Annotated in this window: 23 protein-coding genes; 4 read left to right on the top strand and 19 right to left on the bottom strand. The window is 64.4% G+C overall.

The features are described 5' to 3' along the window. Position 1: 1 nt before the first annotated feature. The 3 genes from AArcCO_RS11115 to AArcCO_RS11105 all read right to left on the bottom strand — a co-directional run bounded on the left by AArcCO_RS11115 (position 2) and on the right by AArcCO_RS11105 (position 1,976). Positions 2-394, bottom strand: a complete 393-nt coding sequence (locus tag AArcCO_RS11115; protein ID WP_259533545.1) for a DUF7318 family protein — start codon at positions 392-394, stop codon at positions 2-4. 3 nt (positions 395-397) lie between these two features. After that, the gene (locus AArcCO_RS11110; RefSeq protein ID WP_259533544.1) at positions 398-1,042 is read right to left on the bottom strand and encodes a halocyanin domain-containing protein; all 645 of its coding nucleotides are present in this window, start codon (positions 1,040-1,042) and stop codon (positions 398-400) included. An 88-nt stretch (positions 1,043-1,130) separates the two neighbouring features. After that, the gene (locus AArcCO_RS11105; RefSeq protein ID WP_259533543.1) at positions 1,131-1,976 is read right to left on the bottom strand and encodes a DUF7319 domain-containing protein; all 846 of its coding nucleotides are present in this window, start codon (positions 1,974-1,976) and stop codon (positions 1,131-1,133) included. Between the two features lie 85 nt (positions 1,977-2,061). On the opposite strand from AArcCO_RS11105, the gene AArcCO_RS11100 reads away from it, so the two are divergent. Then, positions 2,062-2,544, top strand: a complete 483-nt coding sequence (locus tag AArcCO_RS11100; protein ID WP_259533542.1) for a DUF7321 family protein — start codon at positions 2,062-2,064, stop codon at positions 2,542-2,544. 24 nt (positions 2,545-2,568) lie between these two features. Here the strand turns inward: AArcCO_RS11100 and AArcCO_RS11095 are convergent, their stop codons facing one another. The 14 genes from AArcCO_RS11095 to AArcCO_RS11030 all read right to left on the bottom strand — a co-directional run bounded on the left by AArcCO_RS11095 (position 2,569) and on the right by AArcCO_RS11030 (position 18,553). Beyond that, on the bottom strand, positions 2,569-4,110 hold the full coding sequence (locus AArcCO_RS11095) for a DUF7289 family protein (RefSeq protein ID WP_259533541.1): 1,542 nt from the start codon (positions 4,108-4,110) through the stop codon (positions 2,569-2,571). 71 nt (positions 4,111-4,181) lie between these two features. After that, a complete protein-coding gene (locus tag AArcCO_RS11090; protein WP_259533540.1) occupies positions 4,182-4,703 on the bottom strand; it encodes a DUF7266 family protein in 522 nt (173 codons plus the stop codon). Continuing rightward, a complete protein-coding gene (locus AArcCO_RS11085) occupies positions 4,696-5,700 on the bottom strand; it encodes a hypothetical protein (protein WP_259533539.1) in 1,005 nt (334 codons plus the stop codon). Before AArcCO_RS11085 ends, AArcCO_RS11090 begins: the two co-directional genes overlap by 8 nt. Beyond that, positions 5,688-6,299 (bottom strand): DUF7288 family protein, encoded by a 612-nt coding sequence (locus AArcCO_RS11080; RefSeq protein WP_259533538.1) that lies wholly within the window; start codon positions 6,297-6,299, stop codon positions 5,688-5,690. The genes AArcCO_RS11085 and AArcCO_RS11080 overlap by 13 nt, the downstream gene beginning before the upstream one ends. Next, positions 6,299-6,835, bottom strand: coding sequence for a DUF7287 family protein (locus AArcCO_RS11075; RefSeq protein ID WP_259533537.1), 537 nt, complete (start codon positions 6,833-6,835; stop codon positions 6,299-6,301). The genes AArcCO_RS11080 and AArcCO_RS11075 overlap by 1 nt, the downstream gene beginning before the upstream one ends. Further along, positions 6,832-8,874 (bottom strand): type II secretion system F family protein, encoded by a 2,043-nt coding sequence (locus AArcCO_RS11070; RefSeq protein WP_259533536.1) that lies wholly within the window; start codon positions 8,872-8,874, stop codon positions 6,832-6,834. The genes AArcCO_RS11075 and AArcCO_RS11070 overlap by 4 nt, the downstream gene beginning before the upstream one ends. Continuing rightward, positions 8,871-12,542: an ATPase, T2SS/T4P/T4SS family gene (locus AArcCO_RS11065; RefSeq protein ID WP_259533534.1), complete on the bottom strand. Its 3,672-nt coding sequence runs from the start codon at positions 12,540-12,542 to the stop codon at positions 8,871-8,873. The genes AArcCO_RS11070 and AArcCO_RS11065 overlap by 4 nt, the downstream gene beginning before the upstream one ends. A gap of 170 nt (positions 12,543-12,712) precedes the next feature. Beyond that, a complete protein-coding gene (locus tag AArcCO_RS11060; protein ID WP_259533533.1) occupies positions 12,713-13,951 on the bottom strand; it encodes a tripartite tricarboxylate transporter permease in 1,239 nt (412 codons plus the stop codon). Positions 13,952-14,030: 79 nt separating this feature from the next. Beyond that, positions 14,031-14,363 carry a 50S ribosomal protein P1 gene (gene rpl12p, locus AArcCO_RS11055; RefSeq protein ID WP_259533532.1) on the bottom strand — a complete coding sequence of 111 codons (333 nt, stop codon included), beginning with the start codon at positions 14,361-14,363 and terminating at the stop codon, positions 14,031-14,033. Between the two features lie 15 nt (positions 14,364-14,378). Continuing rightward, positions 14,379-15,419: a 50S ribosomal protein L10 gene (locus AArcCO_RS11050; RefSeq protein ID WP_259533531.1), complete on the bottom strand. Its 1,041-nt coding sequence runs from the start codon at positions 15,417-15,419 to the stop codon at positions 14,379-14,381. Then, positions 15,416-16,054: a 50S ribosomal protein L1 gene (locus AArcCO_RS11045; RefSeq protein WP_259533530.1), complete on the bottom strand. Its 639-nt coding sequence runs from the start codon at positions 16,052-16,054 to the stop codon at positions 15,416-15,418. Before AArcCO_RS11045 ends, AArcCO_RS11050 begins: the two co-directional genes overlap by 4 nt. 133 nt (positions 16,055-16,187) lie before the next feature. After that, positions 16,188-16,778, bottom strand: a complete 591-nt coding sequence (locus AArcCO_RS11040; protein WP_259533529.1) for a DUF7524 family protein — start codon at positions 16,776-16,778, stop codon at positions 16,188-16,190. Between the two features lie 148 nt (positions 16,779-16,926). Next, entirely contained in the window at positions 16,927-17,121 is a 195-nt protein-coding gene (locus AArcCO_RS11035; protein WP_259533528.1) for a methytransferase partner Trm112, read from the bottom strand. A 79-nt stretch (positions 17,122-17,200) separates the two neighbouring features. Then, complete coding sequence (locus AArcCO_RS11030; protein ID WP_259533527.1) at positions 17,201-18,553, bottom strand: sodium-dependent transporter; 1,353 nt, start codon at positions 18,551-18,553, stop codon at positions 17,201-17,203. Between the two features lie 160 nt (positions 18,554-18,713). Here AArcCO_RS11030 and AArcCO_RS11025 point away from each other — a divergent pair, with 160 nt between their 5' ends. Both AArcCO_RS11025 and AArcCO_RS11020 read left to right on the top strand, forming a co-directional pair. Next, on the top strand, positions 18,714-20,111 hold the full coding sequence (locus AArcCO_RS11025; protein WP_259533526.1) for an NAD(P)/FAD-dependent oxidoreductase: 1,398 nt from the start codon (positions 18,714-18,716) through the stop codon (positions 20,109-20,111). Positions 20,112-20,197: 86 nt separating this feature from the next. Then, complete coding sequence (locus AArcCO_RS11020) at positions 20,198-21,490, top strand: BGTF surface domain-containing protein (RefSeq protein ID WP_259533525.1); 1,293 nt, start codon at positions 20,198-20,200, stop codon at positions 21,488-21,490. 78 nt (positions 21,491-21,568) lie between these two features. Here AArcCO_RS11020 and AArcCO_RS11015 read toward each other — a convergent pair whose 3' ends face one another. Continuing rightward, the gene (locus tag AArcCO_RS11015; RefSeq protein WP_259533524.1) at positions 21,569-22,183 is read right to left on the bottom strand and encodes an ArsR/SmtB family transcription factor; all 615 of its coding nucleotides are present in this window, start codon (positions 22,181-22,183) and stop codon (positions 21,569-21,571) included. A 73-nt stretch (positions 22,184-22,256) separates the two neighbouring features. Beyond that, positions 22,257-23,519, bottom strand: coding sequence for a S8 family serine peptidase (locus AArcCO_RS11010; RefSeq protein ID WP_259533523.1), 1,263 nt, complete (start codon positions 23,517-23,519; stop codon positions 22,257-22,259). Between the two features lie 116 nt (positions 23,520-23,635). Between AArcCO_RS11010 and AArcCO_RS11005 the strand changes: the two genes are divergently transcribed. Beyond that, positions 23,636-24,811 (top strand): inorganic phosphate transporter, encoded by a 1,176-nt coding sequence (locus AArcCO_RS11005; protein ID WP_259533522.1) that lies wholly within the window; start codon positions 23,636-23,638, stop codon positions 24,809-24,811. Positions 24,812-24,836 lie beyond the last annotated feature (25 nt).

Raw genomic sequence — 24,836 nt, 5'->3', positions numbered from 1 at the left:
GTTATCGTTTGTAGTACGGATACACCGCTCGTTTCACCGTCTCCCACGGGTCGACGTCGCCGCCGAGCTGTTCGCCGTCAGCTTGTTCTTCCCGGATGTAGAGGTCCTCCCACTTGCGTCGGCGTTTCTTTACGATCACGACGTCCGGCAGGAACTCCTTGCGATACAGCGCGAGGATGAAGGCCAGGTCGATGAAGATAAGCGCGAGAACGCCGCCGAGGAACATGTTTCCAAACTCCGACAGTGCCCACCCCTGCATGAGTCCGTAGGTGAACAGGAACACGAACACGATCTCGATGAGAGTCAAAAGCACGATCGCGATCGCAGCTGCGGTGCTTTCCCGTGCCGGTTCGTAGCGATGGACATCGCCGTACGATGAGCCTGACGAAGACATCGTTCAGTTCCTCCCCGTGCCCGTGTGGGCGGATTCGCCGTACTTCACTACGTAGAACGTGAAGACCAGCGTCGCAACGATCGCGAACGCCGACATGATCCCGACAAAGTGTGGGTGTAACGGGACGCCGTAATCGTGGACGCTCTCGGGCCAGCCGTCGTCGGGTGCCGGTTCGAGGACCGGCACGTCGTCGCCGACGGCGACGGCGCCGAACATGCCGACCCCGCGGTGCGGCTCACAGACGTAGCCGGTCCGGCCGCCCTCCTCGAAGATGTGTGAGAAGGTGTGGCCCGCCTCGTCGATCGGGTCGCCGCTCCTGAAATCGTGTGCGTTCTCGAAGTCGGTGTTCTCCGTGTCGGTGACGACGTTGTGTTCGCCACCCTGCCCGGTCCATTCCCATGTCACTTCGGTCCCCTCGTCGATCCAGATGCCGGCCGGGGAAAACTGGAGCCCGTCGCCGGCACCCACGTCGACTGTGACTTCCTCCTCCCCGCGGAGGTCGGCATAGCCGCCGCCGATCCCGTCGAGATACCCCTCGAAGTCGGGCTCGACGTCTCCCTGGGCACTGGCGGATCCGGCCGTCGCCGCTCCTGTGGCTGCGACGGCTGTTGCCCCGCCGGCTGTTCGTACAAACTCCCGCCGTCTCATACGGGCATTCGTCAGGATGGGACGCGCTTAAACCCACCGACTATCTGGGTCTCGAAAGGCGGTGCTCGCGTCGGAACGCTCCCGGAACTTACCGGTCTTCGTCGTTCGTGTCGTCCCCATCGCCGTCACTGGCGTGTGGAGCCTCCGGTGGCATTTCGGGAACGAAATCGGGTCGCTTTCCGTCCTCGAACTGGACCGCACGCAGCCGGTTTCTGTACTCTTCTGTCCGGAACCGATCGGAGAGGCGGGCGTTTGCGACCACGAAAAACAGGAACACGCCGGCAAGCAGGAAGGCGACGCCGGCGATCGGGGCGACGATCGTCGTGAGGTCGTCGATCAGAACGTACCCACCCAACAGCGCGACGCCGGCGACCAGCTGGGCGGCGGCGACGATCTGCAGGACCGTGTTTCCGAACTCCTCGGCTCCGTCGGGGACGTCCCCGGGGTCGGGGAGTCCGTAGTGTTCCGGCGGCTCCGCCACGTCGAACTCCGGCATCGAACAGAGCACGAGCGTCGGCTTCACGTCGCGAAACACCGTCCCCTCCCCTTCGAGGCTGCCGTCGGCGTAGACGACAGCGTACCCCTCGTCGGAGTACGCGAGCACCCGCTCGTCGTCCCCCTCGCCGACCCGCTCGAGTACGGCGAACACTTCCCGTCGCGCGATGCGGTTTTTCAGCTCCGCCTCGACCCGATCGAGCAGTTCCACGCCTGTCACCCACGACTCGTCGTCGAAGACTGCCTCCCACTCCTCGGCCGTCATCTCCATCATGTCCTCGGGTCCGAAGTCGTCGAAATCGTACTTCCGTTCGACCTCCTCGCGGAGCGCCTCGAGTTCGGGGTCCTCGGAGTCGGAATCGTCGGGGTGGGGCTGCTCGAAACTGTCGTCGCTTGCATCCTCGGGTGGGGGTTCCTCCGGCGACTCTCCGTCAGTCATCGCCTCGGAGTAGGGCCGCACCCGGGAAAACGCTTTTCGGACGGAATCCGGACGCTTTACCGCATGCCGGCCGAACGAACGGCCGATGGTCGACGACGCGATGATCGCGACGGCCGTGCTGGTCGTCGTAAGCGCGAGCCTACCGTTTTACCTCTACGGGACGTGGATAATGCTTCGCGCCCGCGAGGTGACCTGGGAAGTGCTGGTCCACCACCTGAAGTTCGTCACCGTCGGGCTCGCCCTGACGACGGTTCCCACGGTCGGATGGATGCTCCCCCGACTGTTCGACCAGCTTTCGGGAATCGCGGCGGTACACGCCTTTCTCGGACTACAGGCGTACGCTCTGCTCGCTGTCGGACTCACCGGCATCGCGCGTATCTATCAGGCGAAACGCGACGCGGATCTCTACCACCGACCGGATCAGGACGTTTCCCTGTCGGATCTCCACGAGAACGTCGGCGCCTGGCGGGCGCGGCTCCGGGTCGGGGTCTTCGGCTACACGTTCTTCTGGCTGTGTGCCTGGTTCAGCGGAATCTACCGGTATCTCCAGCTGTACGTGTTCGTTTGACCTGCCCGGCGCGCTGGGCGTGGCTCACCGGAACTCGACTTCGATCCGGTTTTCCGTGACGTGGAGATACGTGATGTAGTAGCCGTCCCCGCCATCGTATTCGATGGTGAGCGTCGATCCGTCCTCCATCTGAGTGAAAAAGCCCTGGTTGTTCGACTGTGGACCGGCGCCGCTGTCGACTTTCAGGTCGTAGGTCGGCCCGGTCTTCGAGAAGTAGTAGCCGACCAGTTCCGACAGTTCCACTTCGTCGCCGGCGCTGTACTCCGTCGGCTCTGTTTCCCCGGAGTGGACGATCTCGACGGTGTCGGCGGAACTGTCCTCGTTCCAGTCTAACGTTCCCCGATCGGTCGGTCCGTCCGACGACAGCGACAGGACGTCATCGCCGATCAGATCGCCTTCGAGTGTCGAGTCGCAGTCGGATATCTGGATGTCGCCCTCGCTCGCGTTCGTGGTTCCCGTCCAGTACTCCTGGGGACCTGCGTCGTCGCGATAGAGCAGTTCGATCCCGATCTCCGCGTCTTCACAGTGGTTCAGCTCGTTTTGCGTCGGGACATCGAGAATCACCTCGAACTGATCGCCCCCGTCCGATTCGGCGTAGAACGACACCCACCGGTTGTGGAGGTTGTTCGTCTCGAGACTGAACTCGAATTCTGATATCGCGTGACTGTCGCCGATCCCTCGGATCGGTAGCTTCTCGCCGTCGTGCGGGAACGGGAACGTCCCGCTTGCGCCCACGGTACGGAGTTCGAGGATCACCGTCTCCTCGCCGTCGAGATCGACGTTGCTTTCGGTCTCTCCGATGTCGACATCGGCGGGGTCGAGTATTTCGCCGCTGGTTCGCGTCCGGAAGAACGATTCCCACGCCTCGTGATACTCGCTTTCGAGAACCACGACCACGGTTCCGTTCGTGACTGGATTGCGGTACGGCGCGTCGTCGGCCTCGTACCGTTCGGCCGTCGGGTAGTGGCGGGTCATTCCCCGATTTTCCACCCGAACGGTGCGGGAACTGGCCGAGGTGGCGTCGCCGGACACCTGAACGATCGGAAGCGTCAGCGTCGACCCGCGGTAGTGGAACTCCGGCGGCGACACCATTCGGGCGTACCCGTCCCGCATGTGCCACACGCCGCCGGCCTGGTAGGCGACCCGCTCGTTTGTCGTCCCGGTCCCTTCGTACGTCACTGTCCCGAGCGCGCCGCTGTAGATCCGTTCGTTGTCGCCGGCTCCGGTGTGGTTGAGGTGCCACACTTCCATGTGGCCCGCGGTGTCGTTGACGGAGAGTTCCCCTTCACCGTTGCCGAACCTGACGGTTTGCCGCTCGGAATCTCCCAGCGCGACCATCGACGCCTTGGAGTCGAACTGCGTCATCGCGCTTTCGGCGCGCTGGAGGTCGGCTGCGTTCTGTGAGTCCCCCACCGCCAGGGAGCCGACCGCGACGGTAGCGGTCGCACCGAACAACACCAGGCTGACGAGGAGGACGAACCCGACCGTCTCGCTTACGGCTCGGTTATCGGTCGTCTCACCGATACCCGAACTGGTTGTCGTCGACAGGCTCCTCCCCCCGGTCATACCGAATAATTGGATCATAAGGGTATTAAATGTGCCGTTAAAACCCCTTTTCAGGACGTCTACGGACGATTTTACAGCCGGTCGGCGTTTTCGAGAACGAGCACCGGATCCCCGTTTTCGATCTCGTACCGGATCACCGTGGACCCCCCACGAACCGACGTCTCCTGGATCGGCGTCGACGTTTTGACGAGCGTGTCGCGTTCGACGTCGCCACTCGTTGCCTCGAGGCGATAGGTGTATCGCCGATCGTCGGGGTCGCTCTCGTTTGTCACCGCAATGTCGTACGACCGGTCGATCACCCGGTCCAGCAGGTTGACTCTAATTGCGGCATCGCCCTCTGAACCGTCCATCGCGGCCGCGAGTCGGTCAATTTCGCCGATCGAATCGGCGAGCTGTTCGTTCTGGACATCGAGAGCGTTTCCGACCGCGATGGTGCGCTGGCTCTCCATGTATCCACTCCCGGCGATGAGCAGTCCCGAGATGAGGATCGACGTGATCGCCAGCGCGAGTACGTAGTTGACAGTCGTAGAGAGGCCTCGGTCCATCGACGGGTTCCCGTTACCCTCGTCCCGCCGGAGCTGCGAGTCACTCATACGTCGGTTCCCCCGGTGCGACGCGAACCGTCGCCTCGTAGCGGACGTTCTGGCTCCGGTACCTGATCTGGAACTCGACGTCGTACAGCGCCCGTTCGGCGTACGGCTCGGCGTCGGGATCGGTTCCGAAGTTGTCTGACTCGACGTCGTCGTCTTCGGCGTCGACGACGAACTGGTAAGTCCCGTCCGAGGCGTCGGCGTTGCCGAACTCGAGGGTGTGATCCGGTCCGGCGCGTTCGAGGACCTGGAGCCACCCGTGTTCGTCGCTCTGGTCGATCGAGTTCTCGCCGTACGTCCCGTCGACGAGGTCGACGTAGATGTTTTCGGCGTCGGCGCAACTGCTGTTTTCGTACGTGTCGCCGTCGAACACTGCGACGCAGGCGTCGTCGCTGTTTTCGTCCTCGTACACGAACACGGTCACGTCCACGCCTCCGCCGTCGGTGACGTTGATGTAAAAGGGCCCGCCGTCGTCAGTCAAATCCGCGAAGGTTTCGTTCTCGATGTCGTCTTCCGACACCTCGGGAGTCGCGTTGATCCACGCGTCCCTCGTTTTTACGTCGGTCGCGAGCGTCCACGACTCCGCGTCGTTCACCGAAGTGAAGTTCCGGTCACTCGTGTCCTGTGCCAGCGCTGTGCCGTTGCTGCCGGTCGTGTCCTCGACGCCGGCGAGCCGACCCTCGACTGCACCGAACGGCTGGGTGGTGTTGCTCCAGGCCGACAGCCCCCCGGCGACGGTCGCCTCCAGTTCGTCGTAGTCGTCGCCTCGCTCTGTAGCCACAAGCGTTGCGGCCACACTTTTCGCCTCGTTTTCGTACTCGATCGCGGGGGCGGTCGAGGTCGCCAGGTCGCGTGCCGAGACGTTTTCGGTGTAGATGACGCCGTTCATCACCAGCGCCAGGACCACGAACGTCACTGCGAGTGCGAGCGCCCCGACCAGGAATAGCTGACCCCGGTCGTGGGCTTCACCTCGAACGGGTGGTCGGCTCACATCCGCCATACCACCACCTCCACTTCGACGACTGTGAACAGATCCGTCTCCGTGGAGACGTCGTGATCGACGTACAAGTCCCCGCCGCCGACCGTCGTCGTCTCGCTTTCGTTTCCGTCGGCCTCGATCAACGGATCGGAGTCGTACAGCGTGACGAGACGGGTCGCCGTCGTGGCGTGATCGCTCGGCTCTCCGAGGTCGACGATCTGCTGGTTGCCACGGGAGCCGTCGTCCGGATCAACGTATCGCACCTGGACGTTGAACGCGATGCCTCTATCCAGGAACGTCTCGTTCAACGCTTCGCCAAACGCTGTCGGAGGGCCACCCGCCGTATATCCGTCTCCAGTTGCTCCGTGGAACCGGCCGTTCGACTCGTTCCAGTACCGTAGCGTCTCGCTTATCGTCCCCTGTCGATCTTCGGCGGCAAGAAGCCCTTCTGCCATCTCAGTTTGCTGGTTTTCGATGTGCTGGCTCGAGGTGCTGCCGGTGAGGGGCGTCACTGCCGTCACCTGCAGGGCGAACACGACCGCCGAAAGCACGAGCAGCGCGGCCGTGATCGCCTCGAGGGTGTGCGCCTGCCCGCGCACTGTCTGTTTCCAGTCAGCCATTACCAGACCCTCACGACGAGCCGTTTGGATCCCCCGTCGAACAGTACCGTTCGACGGACGGTCGACACAGACTGTGCAGTGGCCGGGTCGTCGCCCGCAGCGAGCTGGATGGGGTCTCCGGCTTTTGTTTCCGTTTCGACGATCGGTCCGTCGCGCTCCTCAATTGTCAGGTTGATCCGGTCGCTGACTCCGAACACCTCTCCGGGTTCTTCAGCGTCGGGATCGAACCGGCAGTCGTCCGGCGCTTGGCCGCCGTTCATCTGAGCGAAGAATCCGACGGTACAGGCGGTGTCCAGTGCGCCGGGCTCGGCGGGATCGCCAAGCAGGTCCTTGGCGGCAGAATCGGCTACTCTGTCGGCGGTGATCGTCCCCGTGTCGGCGTCGAACGGGACGAACATCCCGGGGACGAACGCGACGACGAACGCGATCGCGACGAGGAACACCCCGGCGCCGATCGCGAAGTCCAGGGTCGTCTGGGCTCGCGACGAACGGGTCCAACTGTCCGTCGATCCGCCGGGAATGAGTTCGAAGATCATCCGACCACCACCCACGTGGCCAGCGCCAGCGTGATCAGCACGACGACGAACTTCACCCCCGAGACGATGTCGGCGTTCCGGATGTAGCCGCTGATGAACCCGGACAGGATCGCCTGGATCGTCACGGCGTGGAAGAACAGAAGCGACAGCAGCGACGGATCGACGCCGGCGCCGAAGTCGGGGCCGCCCTGCTGTGCGGCGCCGTCGGCTTCCTCGGCGCCAGCCGTGAGTTCGGCCATGACGTCGATGAACTGCGTCTGCAAGATTGCCATCACCGCGAGCAGCGTCAGGTATGTCATCAGGATGATTGCCACCTGCATCCGGGTTCTGGAGCGCCGTTCGCGTTCGATGTCGTCCTGGTTCTCCGACGCCTGGGCGGCAGTCGAGAGCACGTCCGTGATCTGTGAGGATGCCTCCTGTGCCTCCGAGATCAGCTTCACGGTCCGCGCGAGGCGGGGCATGTGGTATTTGTTGTTGAACTCGACCAGCGCCTCGCGGAGGCTCATCCCGTAGTTAACCTTGGTGTAGATGACGTCGAACTCGTCTGCGAGCTTCCCGGAGGAGGTCTCAGCCACGGAGTTGATCGACTCGAGGAGGGTCTGTCCGGTGTCGTTCGCCGACGAGAGCTTCCGGAGGTTCTCCGAGAGCTTCCCCGTGACTGCCGCTCGCGACCTAACGTTCCACTCGTGGAAGACGGCGAGGGGAACCAACACCAGATACAGCGGCACGTACACCCAGATGAACGTACTCCAGACGGGGTTCGAGATCCAGCCGTCGGGGGAGAGGGGGGCCCGCCCGGACGTGATCGCGATCGCCAACAGCACAAGCGCCGCCGGAACCGTAAGCGCCAGCGTGTACAGGGGATTGTCACGGAAAAACAGGTGCGGCTGTTTGAGGAGTTTGCTCGTGAGGTAGGTCCCCTCCCGGCTTTTGATCCGATCGAAGACGTTGTAGTTGCCGACGAACCCTTCGATCAGACCGAGGTGACGCAGGCTCTCCTGGCTCGTCTCGTGGAGCCGCTGGCTGCCGCCCTGTGGGCGGAGATAGCCATCGCCGGGCTCGTCCTGTTTGACCGTCGAGACCAGCACGAGGAAGCCGACCCCGGTAAGCGGGATCAGCGCGTAGACGCTCGCGTACAACAGGAACGCCTCCGCGTCGCCGAGCATGCTCATGATGACGAGGATGATGATGAGCAACAGCGGGAACAGCGACAGCGTCATGTACATCTCGCCGAACAGCTCCATCGTCTCCAGGGTCATCTCCTGCTGCTGTTTGGCGGTCCGGAGATGCTTTTCCTTCTTGTCTTTCAGGAACTGCTCCATGTCGCCGCCGGAGTTGATGATCGACAGCATGTCGGTGAGGAACTGCGAGAGCTCGTCGCTGGGCGTCTCGATCGACTGCTGTCTGATCGCGTTCCGGTAGTCGGTTCCGAAAAACTCCGTCTCGTTGATGATGCTTTGAAACTCCCGGGAGACCTCCCCGTAGGTGTCCTCGGCGCGGGCCATCGCCCGCAGGATCTCGAGCTGGTTCATCCCGCCCACGGAGAGCGCATACATAAACGAGACTCCGTCGGCAAGCAGCATGTTGATCTCCCGCTTTCTCGCGGAGGCCCGCGAGTAGGGGATCGCAATCAACGTCCCGAACCCCATCGCGAACCCGATCCCGCCGAAGACGATTCCGGTGATGCCGATCGTGACGGGAACGACCAGCGAGCGCAACAGCGCTCCCATCTCTGCGGTCGGCACCGGCACGCCGAGCCCGAGCGTCTCCGGATCGATCAGCCCGAACTGGAAGATTCCCCACCCGATCGCCGTGCCGACGATCCAGAAGACGGCACCGACGAGGATCCCCAGCCCCAGCGAACGGGAGAGATACATCTCGACCGGGTCGGGGATCCGCGCCTGCGTAAGCTTGACGTCGACGTCGCTCACGAAATCGCCGTCCTCGTCGAACAGCCGCTTGAACACCGGATAAAAGGCGCTCGCGAGGGGGTCTGCGTCCCCGCCGAGACCGCCGCTGGATCCCGTTTCGAGGCTCATCCGTCCTCCCTCGTTTCGGGGCTCTCTCCGCCGTCAGTTGCCCCGTCACCGTCGGCGGAGTCGTCCTCGTTGACCGAACCGAATCCCCAGTCGTCGAGTTCGTCCTCGGTGTCGTCCGAGTCGAGTGTACCGTCCGACCCGACTGACCGCTCTTGCTTGGAGGAGCCGTCGTCGAAGCTCGATCCCGCATCGACGCTTCCGAATCCGGATTCTGTGTCGAACTCGGAGTCGGTTCCGGTGTCGAACGAGGGCTCGTCGAAGGTCACGTCGTCAGCCGAGTCGTCGAGGCTCACGTCGTCGGCCGAGTCGTCGAAGCTCACGTCGTCTGCCGAGTCGTCGAGGCTCACGTCGTCGGCCGAGTCGTCGAAGCTCACGTCGTCTGCCGGCTCGTCGCCGCCGTCGATGTCGTCGAACAGCCCCTCCAGGTTCGCGTCGCCGTCGTCGCTTCCCGCCGGAGTTCCGAACGAATCGTCGGGGTCGTTTGCAGTGTCTCCGTCGAGTTCACCCGCGACGGTCGTCCCGTCGAGTTCGCCGTCGGCCTCGGCTGTGGTTTCTCCCTCGAGCTCGCCCGACGCCTCGATCCCCTCGCCGTCGCCGGTGATCCTGGGTGGTCCTTCCGTGTCTCCGTCCGGGGACGGCGGTTCCGCCGGTCCGGAAGGATCGGCCGCCTCCCCGTCGGCGTCCTCGGTTGCCGCCTCCAGTGCGGGTCGATCCTCGCCGGCGGACGCCTCAACGGTCGCTTCCCCGTCGACGTCGAACAGCGCGTCCGCCACGTCGCCGGGTTCGACGTCGCGGTACTCTGCGAACAGTTCTTCGGCCTCCTCGAGGATGCGTTTCGCCTCGGCGAGTCCCTCCTCGTCGGGGTCAGGACGTGGCACCATCTCCTCTTTTTCCGGGTCGACGTCGATCAGCACCGACTCCATCTCCCGGAGGTCTTCCAGCGACTGTTCGAGGCCGTCGTTGGCCATAAGCGCGAGGATCGTGTCCGGGTCGTTGATGAACGCCTGCAGCGTCGCCGCCACCTGCGCGTAGGTGTTGAGTCCGTTGACGATGAGGTACGCGAGCACGACCCGGCGTTTGAACAGTTCTTCTTCGAGCCGCTCCTGTTTCCAGCCGCGGTCGAACTTGATCTCCTCGAGCGTGTTCGATGCCCCCATCTTGAGGAATTCGTCGGTCTCTGCCTGCCACTGGAAGACGTCCTGAACGTTGATCTCGTCGTTTTCGGGGTCGTAGTGGTTGATCTCGGTGAGCGACTTGTTCCGCCGCACTTTGTTCCCTCTCACCCGCGTCGACGACTGGACCGAAACCAGATCCAGCGCGGTAAACATCGTCTTCGAGACGTTGATCGGATCCGTCGTGAAGCGCTTGAGCACCTCACCGACGTTGTCCGCGTGGAACGTCGTGTAGGTGGTGTGGCCCGTCGACATGACCTGAAACAGCGTGCGCCCCTCCTCGCCGCGGATCTCGCCCATGACGATGTAATCCGGCCGCTGGCGCAGCGCCGCCTCCAGCAGGTCGAACTCGTCGACGTCCCCCTTGTCGTCGGCGGTAAAGGAGGGTCTGGTGACCGACGCGATCCAGTTGCGTTGTGGGAGTTCGACCTCTCGGGTGTCCTCGATGGAGACGATCTTCGCGTTCGAGGGGATGAAAAGCGACACCGCGTTCAGACTCGTCGTCTTCCCGGATGCGGTGCCCCCCGCGAAGATCAAAGACTTGTGGTTCTCGATACACAGCCACAGGAACGCCATCTGATCCAGCGCAAAGGTGTTCCAGTTGATCAGGTCGATCGGCGTGAACGGGACGTCCTTGAACTGCCTGATCGTGTAGTTGGTCCCGTGGTCGGACACTTCTTTGCCGAGGGTGAGCTGCGCGCGGGAGCCGTCCGGAAGCGTTGCGTCCACCTGTGGTGAACGCTTGGATATGCCCTTCCCCGACCGCTGGGCGAGTTTGACGACGAAGTCGTCGAGTTCTGTCTCGCCGTGGTACACGTTCGAGATGATCTGTTCGTAGTCACTGTGGTAGACGAACACCGGAGAGTTGTACCCGTCACAGGAGATGTCCTCGACGTTGATGTCGTGTTTGATCGGATCGATGCGCTCGTAGCCGATGAAATCCCTGATGAGGTAATACAGCAGTTTCTCGACCTGGTACTCGGTTAGCGTCTCCGGATCGTCCTCGATCACCGCCCGTTCCGGCCGCGCAGAGAGCCCCGCGAGGTGCTCGACGTCACTGGTGGGTTCCTCGTACCCGATCGCGTCCAGTAAGCCCCCGATCCACCCCTCGTGCTCGAGCCCCAGCGTCCCCTGGAGCTTGTTTCCGAGCGGCTCGTTTTCGCGTTCGTAGAGGTCGTACCGATCGAGGAGCTGATAGGCTTCGCTTTTGATCACGTCGCGGCGTTCGCCCTCGCCTGCGCCGGCGACGTTCTCGTCGGAGTATTTGATCGAGGTGCGGATCTTGTCCGTGAGGTACTCCTGGATCCGCGATTCGATCTCGTTCAGGTGCGGCTGGACCGCGTAGTACTTCTTTTCGTTCTCCTTCCGGGAGTGGAAGATGATCACGAACGAGTACGGCTTGTTCACCCAGTAGCGCTCGACCTCCCGGAAATGGGTCTTCTTCTCGATGGGGACGGCCTTCTCGAGGTCGTACCGGTTGACCAGCGTCGTGTTCCCTTCGGTCGTACCGAAAAACTCGTTTTCGTCGAGTTCCTCCTGGACGTCGACGGTGCGTTCGTCCTCGAGATCGAGCAGCCGTTCGGCGGTTTCCTTCCCGGCCGAGAGGACGTTCTCGGTCCCCTCGGGGTCGAATCCGAGCGCTTCCGTGCGATCGAACGCCAGCGGATTTCCCTCCTCGTCGGTCGGCGGATTCCCCTCCTCGTCGTAGAAGAACTCTTTTTTGTAATCTTCCCAGGTGTAGTATCCCTTGATCGGTGGCGTCTTCGAGAGATCGTGTATCTCCGCGGCGAGCTCCCGGAGTCGGGAGCCGACGCTGTCGGCGGCGCCGAGTCGCCACAGGAGTTCGTCGGGATGGAAGCCGAGGAACTCGGCAGGATCGACACCTGCACGCTCCCAGTCTCTCTCCTCGAGGCTCCGGTCGACTTCGCCATCACCCCACCGTTCGCTTCCGGGGGCGGTGTCGAACCGGGCGTACAGCGCTTCGGCAGCCTCCTCGTAGCCGTGTTCCCGCAGGAAATCGTCCCACGTGTATTCGCCGACGACGGCGGTGTACTCCGGCGGTTCGGGTTCCTCGTCCTGTCGACCCGGTTCTTCGTCTCGAACTGCATCAGCCTCTCGGTCGGCTGACTCGCCCTCCGGCGAAACGGCTGTTTCGCCCTCGAGTTCCGGTGTCTCCCGGGTGTTATCCTCGTCGTCTGTCCGTCCCACGTCGGTCTCACCGATCGGGCCCTCGGCCCCGTCGCCGGGTCCCTCGAGCGCTTTAGATCGCTCCTCCGAATCGCCAGCCAGTTCCGTCCCGCTTTCGGCGGGCTCGGGAAGGGTTTCGTCCTCGACGTCGGATTCCGTGTCGCCTCCTTCGAGGTCTCCCCCCTCGGAACCTCCCTCACTGGAGGTGGACCCGTCGGCGTCCGCGTCCGTCTCGAGAGGCGAGGACTCGACCCCCTCTTCCCCCGTCGATTCCCCTGCCTCGGGGCCGTCGGCGTCCTCGTCTGTCATCGTTTTATCCAAACCGCCACCCTCAAAAAGCGTTCCGACCGTTCTCATCGGAGATATTTATACCGGGTTACATAGAATTTATAATCGACGTACTGAGGCGGGTATACTCTTTGTTTCTACGGAATATCGTTCAAATTATCCGTTCTGAAACCGATACTGTGTCCTCTCCGTCAGGTAGAGAGACCGAGCGGAACGATGAGTACGCCCATCAGATGGACCCGTCTGGCGCCCAGTCGTGGAGGGATCAGACCCAAAAGCGTCGACACGAGGAACACGGCGACGCCGAGCGGACCGGCGAACAGTCCCGACAGACAGACGAGCGCAGCCAGCACCGCCACCGACACGCGGGTGTAATCTGCCGTTCCGACGATTCGGAGGTACGCGTCGCCGACGAGCAACACCAGCGTGAACCCGACGACGGCTGCCGTTGCGGTTGCAAGTAGCAGTACCGGCAACGCGAACGGCACTTCGATCCGTTCGAGTGCGACCATCACTCCCGTCCGTGGCGTTCCCAGCGAGACCAGCGCGAAGAGCGCGAACACCGTATTAGCCGTGTTTGCGCCGCTCGTCGACACGATGAATCCCCGGTCCGCGTCGGCTGCCGGTACGGCTGGCAGCGCGAGCACCGACGCGATCGCCGCCGAAACGCCGGGCAGATATCCCACCAGCGCCCCTGCGAACGATCCGGCGCCGGCTGTCAGCCCCAGCGATCGGGGCCGCATCGTGATCCGGGCGTCAGCCTGCGGTGGGACGCCCTTTCCACCCAGCGCTTCCACGAGGACCGGGGCGCCGAACAGCCCCGTGAAAAGCGGTACGAGCATACCGCCCGAACCCAGTGGCGCGGCGGGATCCAGATCGAGTGTCACGAGACCCAGGGTTCCGCTCGCCAGAAACGCCATCATGCCGGCGATGGCGGCTCTGCGCGACGACTCTGTCACCAGGAGGATTGCCACCACCCCTGCCAGCACGAACGGGAGGTGGGCCCTGATCGTCGGATACGCACGTACCATCGCCCACGTGACGGGTATCGCAAGCGGAACCGCGAGGGCGACGGCGACTGCGGAGCCGACCGCCGAGAGCCGAAGCGCTTCCCGACCGCGCCCGGCGATCACGAGCCGATGGCCCGGGAGAGCAGCCACGGCCATCGCCGCGTCGGGAACGCCCAGCGCGAGCGCCGGCACGATGTCGAGGAACGTGTGGACGACGCCGGCGGCGAGTATCGCGACGCCGACGAGCAACGGATCCGCCTGAATGCTTGGAGCGATCCCCGCCAGAAGCAGCGCAAAGTTGTTCGCGTGTAGCCCCGGAACCAACCCCGACACCGCCCCCAGCGTCGCTCCAGCGAGCAGAAACGCGAACGCTGCAAGCGCGAAGCCGGGATCGACGACGAAGCGGACGACCGGATCCATCGCTCACGGATGGCACCGTCTTTCTACTTAAAAAGGGAGAATCGATCGACCGGTTGCAGTCGGGGCGTCGCGTCCGGCGTCAGCCGAACAGCTCGCCGAGGCCCTCTCCGGAGGCGTCTTCTTCTTCCTCGTCTTCGTCGTCGTCGTCGGCCTCCTCGGCTTCCTCTTCGTCGTCGGCTTCCTCGTCGTCGGCTTCGTCTGCACCGCCCGCGGCCGCGGCACCCGCGGCGGGTGCGGCTGCGGCCGTCTCGATGGCCTCCTCGATGTCGACGTCCTCGAGCGCCGCGATGAGCGCTTTGACGCGCGACTCGTCGACGTCGGCGCCGGCCGACTCCAGGATCGCGGTGATGTTGTCTTCGTTGATCTCTTCGCCCGTCTCGTTCAGGATGAGTGCTGCGTAAACGTATTCCATTGTTCTTCTCCGTTGTTATCCGAACATCGCGCCGAGGCCCTCGGCACCGTCCTCGTCGTCTTCGTCGTCCTCGTCGTCGCCGTCTTCGGGGGCCTGTTCGGCGTCTTCCGCCTCGTCTTCGTCGATCTGTTCCTCTTCCGTTCCCGTCTCGGCTGCGGGCGCGTCGACGCCCTGCAGGGCTTCGGGGAGCGCCTCCTCGTCGTCGATCCGAGCGGCGAGCGCGCGGAGCTGACCGTCGGCCTTCCCGATGAGGTCCGGAACGACGTCCGGGCTCTCGATCTCGGCGAACAGACCGACCGCCTTCGCGTCGCCGGTCGCCTTCGCGATGAGCGTCGAGGCCGTCCTCGCGGTCGGATACGCCGCGTTGACCGAGAGGTTCCGGGCGCCGGCGGCGGCGGACTCGATGTCCGCGCGGTACTCGTCGACGTCGATCGAGAGTTCGTCGGATTCGAACAGCACGCCCTCGGAGTAGACGCCCTTGAGGTCGAGTCCGACCTCCTTCGGTTCGATACCGAGTTCGGCGAGTACGCTCGCGAGCTGATCGGAGACGACTTCGCCCTCCGGGAGCACCGTGGAGTCTTCGGTGACCTTGATCGAGCCGTCCATGATGCGGGCCGATGCCCCCACCTGCTGGAGCTCGCCGACGAACGGTCCCGGATCGACGCCGGTGTCGCCCTCCGGGATGACGATGTCGTTCGGGGCTACCTCGCCCTCGTTGATCGGGGCGGGGGTCTTCGACTCCTCGAGCTGCTGGTAGAGGCCGAACGGGTTGTCGTTGGTTCCGACGAGGGCGACCTCGCCGGCGACGTACTGGGTCAGCGTCTCCAGCCCCTCGTCGACCTCCTCCAGCGCGCGGACGACGAGCGTGTTGCGGCTCATGCGGAGCTCCGCGGAGCCGTGCAGCTCCCGGCGCATCGCCTGCAGCTGTCGGCTCGGGATGCCGGTGACGCCCACGACGCCGACCGACTCGTAGGATTCGAGGAAGTCGACGATCGCGTCGACCTCTTCCCGTTTCCACTCGGGGATCGTCTCCGTGCGACGGGCCTCCGAGCTCATGCGGGCACCTCCACGGACGGCCCCATCGTGGTTTTCACGTAGATGGAGTCGATGTTGAGTGGTCCTTTCTCGAGGTCGGCTTCCAGCCGCCGGACGATGACGTCGATGTTCTCGGCGATCTCCTCGGCGGACATGTCCACCGCGCCGACGCGCGTGTGGAACGTGCGCCGGTCTCGGGAGCGAAGCTGGACCGTGTTCTTCATTCTGTTCACCGTCTCCACGACGTCGTCGTCGGGCTGAAGCGGGGTCGGCATCTTCCCGCGGGGACCGAGAACGGTCCCGAGGTACCGGCCGATGTCCTGCATCAGGTTCGCTTCGGCCACGAAGAAGTCGGTGTCGTCCGCGAGGTCTTTCGCGGCGTCGTCGTCGTCGCCGAGGTCCTCGAGGTCGTCGGAGTCGAGTACCTGATCGGCGACTTCTCTGGCGCGGACGGCTGTTTCGCCCTCCGCGAAGACGACGATGGTGGTGTCCTGTCCGGTTCCGGCCGGCAGAACCACCGACTCGTCGACGCGATTCGACGGATCGTTGAGGTCAAGATCGCGCAAGTTTATCGCGAGGTCGACCGTCTCCCGGAACTCCCGGGGCGGCGCTTCCTCGAGTGCGCGAGTAACTGCTTGTTCGATTGAGTCTGCCATTATTCACCTCCGTAGTACGCGGTGACCGCTGCTACGGGTCAGTGAAACAGGCTGCGCCTGTCTCATCGGATGGAGGCCGATGACGGCCTTAAAAGCGTCGAAGCTGCCGGACGGGTGTTACACCTCCACACTGCTACTCGCTGGAGAGCAAAAGTGCCGCGATCGCGGCGCCGACGACGATCCCGGTCCCGAGGAGTACGGCGGTCGACCCGATCGAGATTCCGACGACGACGGCGAGCACCACGGCGCCGGCCGCGACGGCCCCGACGGCAAGCTGTGGCCCTTCCGGGATGGCCTCCTCGGCTCGCTCGCGAAGCGGAACGTAGTCGGGTTGCTCCGATCCGGAGGACTTCCCGGCGTTCGGCTTGCCCAACGCCTCGTCGACTTCGACCGGTGGCTTTCCGGCCGGTCCGGGTTCGACGGTCACTGACACGTATTTCGTCTCGGTTCCGTAGCCGGTGGCGAGCTTTAGGCGGCCGGTCACCGGCTCCGAGATGGGTTCGACGTCGACGAACACCTCGTGGGGCGTGGCACCTTCGACGTAGTGGTTCCCTTCCCCGAGGGTTGCAACCTGCGAGAGGTCGTCATCGAAGTTGAGATGCACGTGGGTCGGTGCACCGTGATTCTCGAGCACCACGGCGAACGACCCCGAAACCGTGACGCTTCCGGGCGCGTCGAGCTGGTGGGTACGGCCGCGGTTGAGGTCGACGGGAACGGTTGCCACGTTCGCCAGATCACAGGCATGGAGCAAAAAGGTTCAGGCTCCGTCGATCCCCTGATCCCCCAGCGTGGTCTATTTGCCTCCGGATCTTCCGGCTGTACAAGCGCCGCTCCGAGACGAATCGCGTCCGGACTCGTCTCGGATCGAAGCCTCACGCCGGCGCTTCGTCGCGCATGTCCGGCGGCAGGAGGTTCGGGATCCCGTCCTCGATCGGGTACTCCTCGCCACACTCGGTGCAGGTGAGGGTGCCCTCGAGGATCTCCTCGTCGGTTCGATCCTCGACGTCGAGTTCGAGATCGGCTTTGTCAACCGGGCAACAGAGGATGTCCAGTAGCGACTCCTTCATCGCCCGGGAGAACGGTCGGCGTCAGGAAAAACCTGTGGATCCGACCTTCGATCGGTCGCGGGATGGGCCGAACGACGTGTCAGCTTCCGAGCCACTCGGCGAAGTCAGTGGCGAGGAAGTCCACGTAATCGAGTGTGCCGAGCGCGAGTGCGATCACCAACACGATCACGATCGGGATGCGGACCATCCACAGCCAGATGTCGTCCCACGGATCGGCGCCCCGAATCCCCTGTCGCAGTTCCGAGAGCCCGACGTCGGGGATCACCCAGCCGACGAACACGACGAGAATTAACGCGCCCAGAACCAGCAGCACGCCGTCTGCGAACCCGTCCAGTAGGTCCAGGAACACCAGATCCAGCGTCACCGGGACGCCGAGCAGGAAGATCGCAAACCCCGCACCGATCGTCGCCGGGAGCCGGTCGATCGGGTGTTCGTCGATCAGATACGAGACCAGCACCTCGAGGATGCTGATCGCGCTCGAAAGCGCGGCGATCGTCACCACGCCGAAAAACACGATCCCCAGTAGTGTGCCGAACGGGAGTGTCGCGAACGCCTGCGTGAGGCTGAAGAAGATCGCCCCCACGGCGATCTGGCCCGGATCCGTCCCCGCCGCGAAGATGAAGGGGAACACCACGAACCCGACGAGCACCGCGATCGCGGTATCGAGGAAGACGATCACGCCTGCGTCGGTCGCGAGGTTGCGGTCCTCGCCGAGATACGACGCGTAGGTGATCATCACGCCCATCCCCAGCGAGAGCGTGAAGAACGCCTGGCCCGCCGCCGCCGGTAGCAGACTGGTCCAGTTGTCCATTACTGCGCCGAAGTCCGGCGAGAGGTAGTAAGCGTACGCGGCGCTCGCGCCGTCGAGCGTCGCTCCGTACGCCGCGAGGCCGATCAAAAACAGGATGATCGCCGGCACCATCACCTTCACTGCCAGTTCGATCCCCCGTCGAACTCCCATCGCGACGATGCCGATCACGAGCGCCATGAAGATCGCGTGGAACACGAGCGAGTCGAGTCCCGTCGACACGGTGCCGAACAGTTCTGCGGCTTCAGCCTCTGTCGTGACGACAAACCCGTCGGTGACGCCGACGACGAGATACCGCGCGAACCAGCCGGCGACGACGCTGTAGTACGAGAGGATGACGAATCCGGTAACGACGAACAGCCAGCCGACGTACCGCCAGGCGCCACCGCCGAGTTCGCGCAACGATCCCACCGCGTTGAGGTTGGTCCGGCGCCCGATGACGAACTCCACGAGGATCGCCGGAAACCCGATCGCAACCACGAACAGCAGATACACGAGGAGGAACGCTGCGCCCCCTTCCTGCCCCGTTTGGAACGGGAACCGCCAGATGTTTCCGAGCCCGACCGCGCTCCCCACCGCAGCCAGGATGAATCCAATGCGGGTCGCCCACGTTTCGCGTGCCATGCGATTCCGTCTCTTTACGGAACGCAAAAACCTGTCCTTTCAAATGGGTCATTTTTGACGATCTTTCGGGAAGAATTCGTGCCGGCCGCGGATTTCGTCCGGGAAACACGGACTGTCCGTCTTCCGTGGGTTTAATACTGAAACGGTGCCGGTAGCGTGTATGGAACGCGTCGACGTCGCGATCGTCGGAGGCGGACCGGCCGGCTCTTCGGCGGCCCACGCGGCCGCGAGCGGTGGTGCGGAGACGCTCGTCTGCGAGAAGGGAGTTCCGCGTGCCGACCGCGAAGGACTCGGTCCCGATTCGACGGACGCCGCCGGTATCCTGGATTACTGGGTCGACATCATGGGGATCCATCCCGACGAGTTCCCGGACGGTGTCGTCCAGCGCACGCTCGACCGGGCGGAGTTCGTCGGGCCCAACGCGAAGGCCACGCTGTACGGGACGGGAATCGATTCCTCCTACGAGCATTTCGGCTACACCTTCCATCGGGCTCGGTTCGACGATTGGCTCCGAGAACGGGCCGAAGACGCCGGTGTGGAGTATCGGGTCGGCGTCTCGGTCAAGGACGTCCGAACCGATCTCTCGGCCGGACCGGGAGCCGAAGAGCCGAGACACGAGATCGATCTGGCGTCCGGCGAGACGGTCGGCGCCGACTTCCTGGTGCTCGCGGACGGCCCCCAGCGAACCGTCACGAACCGCGTGCTGGATCGGTTCCTCCCCGAGGGACGGAAAGCCTCGGAGATCCTCGCTTCGGGCACGGCCAACCACATCGCCTATCAGGAGTACCGTCGATTTCCCGAGGAGGCGTTCGCTGACGTCGACTCCAGCATCCGGTTCTGGTGGGGTGTAATGCCCGGCCACACCGCGTATCCGTGGGTGTTTCCGAACAATGACCGAGTGTGTCGCGTCGGGTTGACGATGCCGATCGGACTCGAGATCGACGACGTCGAGGCCCGTGATTCCTACAGGCTGCTCCGTCCCGGAGACGATCGCATACCCGGCGGCAGCGAGTACATTCGCCGGCTATTGGAATGGCAATACGGCGACGACTACAACGTCGAAGACGACTTCCCGATCGTCGACGGAACCGGGAAACGGGACGGGACGGAGACGTACGCCATCTCCTCGACCAGACCGATCGAATCTCCAGTGGACGCAGGGATCGCCGTCGCCGGGGGGGCGATGGGATCGACGTCGGCGTTCCACGAGGGGGGCGATCACGTGGCCGTCCGGACCGGAGCGATCGCCGGCGAACTGGCCGCACGCGGTGATCTCTCTGCATACAACCACCGGTGGCACGAGGCGATCGGGGACGAGGTGCTTCGCAACCTGACGATGGCGGAGGTGGTTCGCGGATACACTCCGAACGACTGGGACCGCGTCATCTCCTGTGCCGACGCGATGCTCGCGGCGGAGGCGGGGAAGGGACTCGTCGAAAAGACGTACACGGCGGGGCTTCGGGCAGCCAAGCTGGTGGTTTCCTACAAGTGGCAGAAACGGAAGCTCCGTGGTGCCTACGCCCAACTGACCGAAGACGAGTACGTGTACGAGCTGTGACGCCCTGTGTGCGCAACCGGACGTCGCTCAACCCTTCATTTTAGCTATCCGCGGTTTAACTACCGATAGCGAGCTACCGGGAAACGATGCCCGAAACCCTCCAACAGGCTGCGACCGGGCTGCGATCGAGGCGCGTCGTACTCCTCGTCGTGGTCCTCGCAGTCGCGGCTGCGCTTGCAGTCCCCGCAACGGCTGCAGCGGACACCGAAACGAACGAGACGGCCGAACCGCCCGAATTCGACCAACAGCTCGTGAGCGTCGCGCCCCCCGACGAGGCGGGGATCGGGATCGACGCGCCCGGCGACGAGCCGTTCGAGGTTGTGATCGACATTGATGAGCAGTTCCACGTCGAGGCGACTGTCATCGATCACGACGACGAGATTCATATCCTGTTCGACACCGGAAACGCAAGCGCCGAGGAACCAGACGACTATCTCTCGACCGACGGTGCCATGCTCCAGAACGTCACCGTCCACGCGAACGATCTCGAGCGCGAACGGCCCCCCGGCGGGCTCCACGATCTGCAACTCGTCGCCGACGACGAACCGGTCGACCGCTCGGTCCTCGAAGTGAAACCGATCGTCGTGTTCGACCCGATCGACGAGTTCGAAGCAACCGACGGACAGACGATCACCGGCGAGGCGGACCTCGCAGACGGCGAACAGCTCCAGATTCGGGTCAGATCGACCGGAAACGGGGCGTTCCTGCTGTCGGAGGACGCGGTCGTCGAGGACGAGCGGTTCGAGGCGACGTTCGACGCGAGCAACGTCCAGCCCGGAGCCGACTTCGAGGTGGTCGCCCGCCACGACAACCGGACGGTCGGATCCACGACGGGTGTCGTCGAGGGTTCTGCGACCGACGACCCGGATGACGGCGACAGAACCCAGGAGAGCCAGGGTGTCGTACTCGTGTACGAAGGCGACCAGCTCGAACTCGAGGCCGAACCGGACCAGCGGATCGTCGGCGAGGCGGACCTCGAGGAAGGCGAGGGCGTCCAGATCCGGCTCCGCGGGGAGGCAGACGGCATCTCGTTCCTCGTCTCCAACCAGACCACCGTCGACGAACACGGCACCTTCGAGGCCGCGGTCGACCTCGACGAGATCCCGCCCGGGACCGAGTTCACTGTCCACGTGCGGGCGACCGACAACCCTGACGTGCAGGGATCGGCCCCCGGAGTCGTCGTCGAATCCGCCGGTGGTGACGGCGCCGGTGACGGTTCCGGCGGAGAGACGGACACCCGGATCGACGACGGTGAATCCGACGGCGCCACGCTCCCCGTTCCCGGCGACGCGCTCGGCGGAGTCGGCGCGCTCGTCGTCGGTGCGGGGCTCGCGGTCGTCGGGATCGGGCTGATCGTCGGCCTCGGTCGTCGTCATTGACTTCCTCCCCGCGGTGAACCGCGAGGCTTTCGCCTTGTCTTTCCGTAACGACGGCACCGTCACGCTCTCGACGCAACCCTATCGACGCAACACCGTCGACGCGATTGCCGCGACGAACAGACAGGCGAAAAAGAACAACAGCCCCGGTTCGCCCGCCTCGAAAACGAGCCACACGAATACGCCGCCGGCGTCGTTCGCTCCCGCCGTAAAACTCGCGGGATCAATCGCGGTTGCCGCTGCCCGGTCCGGCGAGAACAGCTGATAGGCACCCCACTGGACGAGTAGTGCCCCGCCGGCGAGCAGGCCGACGCCGGCGACGACGTCCGACAGTGACCGGTCGAGGCGCGACCGGAGCTCCTCCTGCCCGACGAACACTAGCGGATCGCTGGTCGGGCCGTACACGACCATCTCGTTGCCCTTCTCGGAGTAGCGCCGACCGACGTCCTCCACGAGATCAGCGTCCTCCAGGGCAGACACGTGGTGGGACACGTTCTGGAGGGAGGTGTCGAGCCGGTCGGCCAGTTCGGAGGCGGTCGCCGGCTCCTCCAGCAGACGCCGATACACGTCTCGGCGGGTGTCGCTTGCGAGGACGTCGAAGACGTCGTCGGCCTCCTCGTCGTCCATCTCGACGATCCGGGTCCTGGCCTCGGACGTCGGGGGACCTGTCGGGAGGATATCGGTGAGCGTCGACATCGGTCGCTGGTTCGGTTTCGAGTGACACATAGCTTTCCGTAGGTTAAATGCGGATTTGAGCGGCAGATCGTCGCTACTCGCGGTCGCGATCGGATCGTTCCTCGGCCGCTGCGATCGCAGCTGCCGGATCGACGCGACCGTGACCGACCCGTGTGCTCACGTCGTTTTGAGCGCCGGCTGTCGTCGCGAGCGTCCAGCGCACTTCGTCCGGCTCCAGGTCGGGGTCCGAATCGAGCACGAGGGCGGCGACACCGCCGACGTACGCCGCGGAAGCGGACGTGCCGACGAACGGTCCGCCGTCCGTTGGCTGACTGCTCGAGGCGACAACGTAGACGCCCAGCCTGCCGTCGGCGGTCGGCCCGCGTCCGCTGAACGGCTCTACCTCCCCGGTCGCGGGATCGACCGCGCCGACGCCGATCGCACCCGGGGCGGCTGCGGGCGAAGCGACGCTTCGTTCCGTCCGGGCGTCCGCCAGCGTGTGCGTCGTCGTCGCGACCCGAATCTCGTCGCCGTCCGTGTCGGAATCGTCCGGCCCCCTGATCGCGATCGCGTAGCGGTCATCGTCGAGCCGAACGGTCAGTCGCTGGCTTTCGTTTCGGTGTCGAACCGATCTGGCGACGAGCTCCGTCTCGCTGTCGCCGATCCGGTGGAGTTCGATCGCGTAGCTTTCGGGGGTGTCCGCAGCGAGCCAGAACTCCGCCCGTCCCGGCGGACCCTGTACCTCGTTCAGGGGGCCAGCGCCGAAGGTGTGCAGTCCTTCTTCCGTCGGGTTGTACGTTCCGTACCAGTGGCCACCGGCGAAGTTCCCCGTCGGGGCGACGACTACCGTCCCTCGATCGACTGCCGCTGTCGTCGCGCGGTCGAGCTCGGCGGTCCCGTCCCCGAGCGCTCCGGCGTATGCAACCGGAGTCACGATCACGTCGACGTCGCGTTCGAGCATCCAGTCCAGCGCAGCCTCGTAGTCGTCGGGGGTCTCGAACGCCGCGAGGTACAGCTCCGCCTCGGGGGCGGTGCGGGCGACCGTCGCAGCCGTCGCCGTGCCGTGACGATCGCCGCCGTCGACCGACTGTCCCTCACCGAACGTCTCTCCGTCGGCGATTTCACCGTCGATGGCGTCTCGATCGAACCCTGTGACGTCGAGTACCCCAACCGAGACGTTTTCGCCGGTGATCCCCGCTTCGTGAACCTCCGCTATCGTCCCGTCGTCGAGGGTCGCCGGCTGTCCGTCCCCCGGCTCGACGTCCTCGACAGTCAGGGTGACTGCGCCGATACCGACAGTCAGCGCCGCCACGCTTCCCAGCACGAACAGCGCCACCGCGATCTCCCGGCTTTTCACTGGTCACTCCTCCTTCGACGGAGCTCTCCGTCAGTTCGGTCGTGATACGAAACAGCGGTCCGTAGCTCTTTCCCCAAGTCGCATCTTTTAACCCGGCAGGAACGATCCGTGAATCTATGATCGAACCGCTTCTTTTGATCGGACTCGTCGTAGCCCTGTTCGTCGGTTTCAACATCGGGGGCGCGACGACTGGGCCGGCATTCGGCCCCGCAGTCGGCGCAGAAGTTATCTCGAAAGGGATGGCGGCAGCGCTGATGTCCGTGTTCTTCCTGGTGGGTGCCTGGACTATTGGCCGGCGCGTCGTCGACACGCTTGGACAGGACCTCGTTCACGATCCGAGCGTTTTCACGATCGAGGCGAGCATCGTGGTGCTGTTTTTCATCGGCGGGGCGCTGTTCATCGGGAACTACTTCGGCGTCCCGGCGTCGACCTCGATGACGGCGGTCGGCGCGATTGCCGGGCTCGGAGTCGCCACCGGACAGCTCAACTGGGCCGTGATGGGGGAGATCGCCGTCTGGTGGATCGTCGCGCCGATCATCGGCTTCTGGGTCTCGGGAGTGATCGGGCGGTACTTCTACCCGACGATCAACCGCTGGGTCTCGATCACGCAAACCGACGGGGCGTTGATCGAACTCGACCGTTCCGGGACAGTTCCCGTTCCCAGAAAAGGGCCGAACACGACGACCCGAGAGTTCGTCGGCGTCCTGGTCCTGATAACGATCGGCTGTCTGATGGCGTTCTCCTCGGGAACGTCGAACATCGCGAACGCGATCGCCCCGCTTTACGGCGCCGGCGTCGAGATGGATCCGCTGATCTTGCTCGGCAGCGCCGCGGTCGCGGTGGGCGCTTTCACGATCGCCCGCCGGACGCTGGACACGCTGGGCAACGACATCACAGACCTTCCCCTCACGGCGGCGATCGTCGTCGCTGTCGTCTCCTCGGGGATCGTCGTCGGCCTCTCGGCGATCGGGATCCCCGCCTCGTTCGTCATCATCGCGACGATGTCCATCGTCGGACTCGGCTGGGGGCGGGCGACCCGGTCTGTCACCGTCTCGGAGGGGATTCGGGGCAAAGAGCAGCCGAACGTGTCCGTCGGCGCACTCGCGGCCGACGAACCGGGCGAGGAAGCGCCCGGAATCGGCGAGGAGGAGCCGGAGGACATCCCATCGGCCGCCGACCTTTTCGATCCCTCCACTACTGGACGAGTGATCGTGATGCAAAACGTCGTGCCGATCATCTCGACGGTCGGCGCGTACGCGACGTTCTGGGTGCTGTTTTCGGTCTGGTGGTGAGCCGAGCCGATCCCGTCCCCCGCCA

The organism is Halalkaliarchaeum sp. AArc-CO (assembly GCF_024972735.1).
In the GTDB taxonomy this organism is placed as follows: Archaea; Halobacteriota; Halobacteria; order Halobacteriales; family Haloferacaceae; genus Halalkaliarchaeum.
This window is presented reverse-complemented; position numbering and strand designations above follow the sequence as displayed.

Bases quoted from the DNA above. Each gene is read 5' to 3' on its own strand.
- AArcCO_RS11070 (WP_259533536.1), bottom strand. From the start codon at position 8,874: ATGAGCCTCGAAACGGGATCCAGCGGCGGTCTCGGCGGGGACGCAGAC.
- AArcCO_RS11045 (WP_259533530.1), bottom strand. From the start codon at position 16,054: ATGGCAGACTCAATCGAACAAGCAGTTACTCGCGCACTCGAGGAAGCG.
- AArcCO_RS11050 (WP_259533531.1), bottom strand. From the start codon at position 15,419: ATGAGCTCGGAGGCCCGTCGCACGGAGACGATCCCCGAGTGGAAACGG.
- AArcCO_RS11035 (WP_259533528.1), bottom strand. From the start codon at position 17,121: ATGAAGGAGTCGCTACTGGACATCCTCTGTTGCCCGGTTGACAAAGCC.
- AArcCO_RS11075 (WP_259533537.1), bottom strand. From the start codon at position 6,835: ATGATCTTCGAACTCATTCCCGGCGGATCGACGGACAGTTGGACCCGT.
- AArcCO_RS11030 (WP_259533527.1), bottom strand. From the start codon at position 18,553: ATGGCACGCGAAACGTGGGCGACCCGCATTGGATTCATCCTGGCTGCG.
- AArcCO_RS11085 (WP_259533539.1), bottom strand. From the start codon at position 5,700: ATGGCGGATGTGAGCCGACCACCCGTTCGAGGTGAAGCCCACGACCGG.
- AArcCO_RS11080 (WP_259533538.1), bottom strand. From the start codon at position 6,299: ATGGCTGACTGGAAACAGACAGTGCGCGGGCAGGCGCACACCCTCGAG.
- AArcCO_RS11115 (WP_259533545.1), bottom strand. From the start codon at position 394: ATGTCTTCGTCAGGCTCATCGTACGGCGATGTCCATCGCTACGAACCG.
- AArcCO_RS11005 (WP_259533522.1), top strand. From the start codon at position 23,636: ATGATCGAACCGCTTCTTTTGATCGGACTCGTCGTAGCCCTGTTCGTC.
- AArcCO_RS11095 (WP_259533541.1), bottom strand. From the start codon at position 4,110: ATGACCGGGGGGAGGAGCCTGTCGACGACAACCAGTTCGGGTATCGGT.
- AArcCO_RS11025 (WP_259533526.1), top strand. From the start codon at position 18,714: ATGGAACGCGTCGACGTCGCGATCGTCGGAGGCGGACCGGCCGGCTCT.
- AArcCO_RS11105 (WP_259533543.1), bottom strand. From the start codon at position 1,976: ATGACTGACGGAGAGTCGCCGGAGGAACCCCCACCCGAGGATGCAAGC.
- AArcCO_RS11065 (WP_259533534.1), bottom strand. From the start codon at position 12,542: ATGACAGACGAGGACGCCGACGGCCCCGAGGCAGGGGAATCGACGGGG.
- rpl12p (WP_259533532.1), bottom strand. From the start codon at position 14,363: ATGGAATACGTTTACGCAGCACTCATCCTGAACGAGACGGGCGAAGAG.
- AArcCO_RS11015 (WP_259533524.1), bottom strand. From the start codon at position 22,183: ATGTCGACGCTCACCGATATCCTCCCGACAGGTCCCCCGACGTCCGAG.
- AArcCO_RS11090 (WP_259533540.1), bottom strand. From the start codon at position 4,703: ATGAGTGACTCGCAGCTCCGGCGGGACGAGGGTAACGGGAACCCGTCG.
- AArcCO_RS11110 (WP_259533544.1), bottom strand. From the start codon at position 1,042: ATGAGACGGCGGGAGTTTGTACGAACAGCCGGCGGGGCAACAGCCGTC.
- AArcCO_RS11060 (WP_259533533.1), bottom strand. From the start codon at position 13,951: ATGGATCCGGTCGTCCGCTTCGTCGTCGATCCCGGCTTCGCGCTTGCA.
- AArcCO_RS11020 (WP_259533525.1), top strand. From the start codon at position 20,198: ATGCCCGAAACCCTCCAACAGGCTGCGACCGGGCTGCGATCGAGGCGC.
- AArcCO_RS11100 (WP_259533542.1), top strand. From the start codon at position 2,062: ATGGTCGACGACGCGATGATCGCGACGGCCGTGCTGGTCGTCGTAAGC.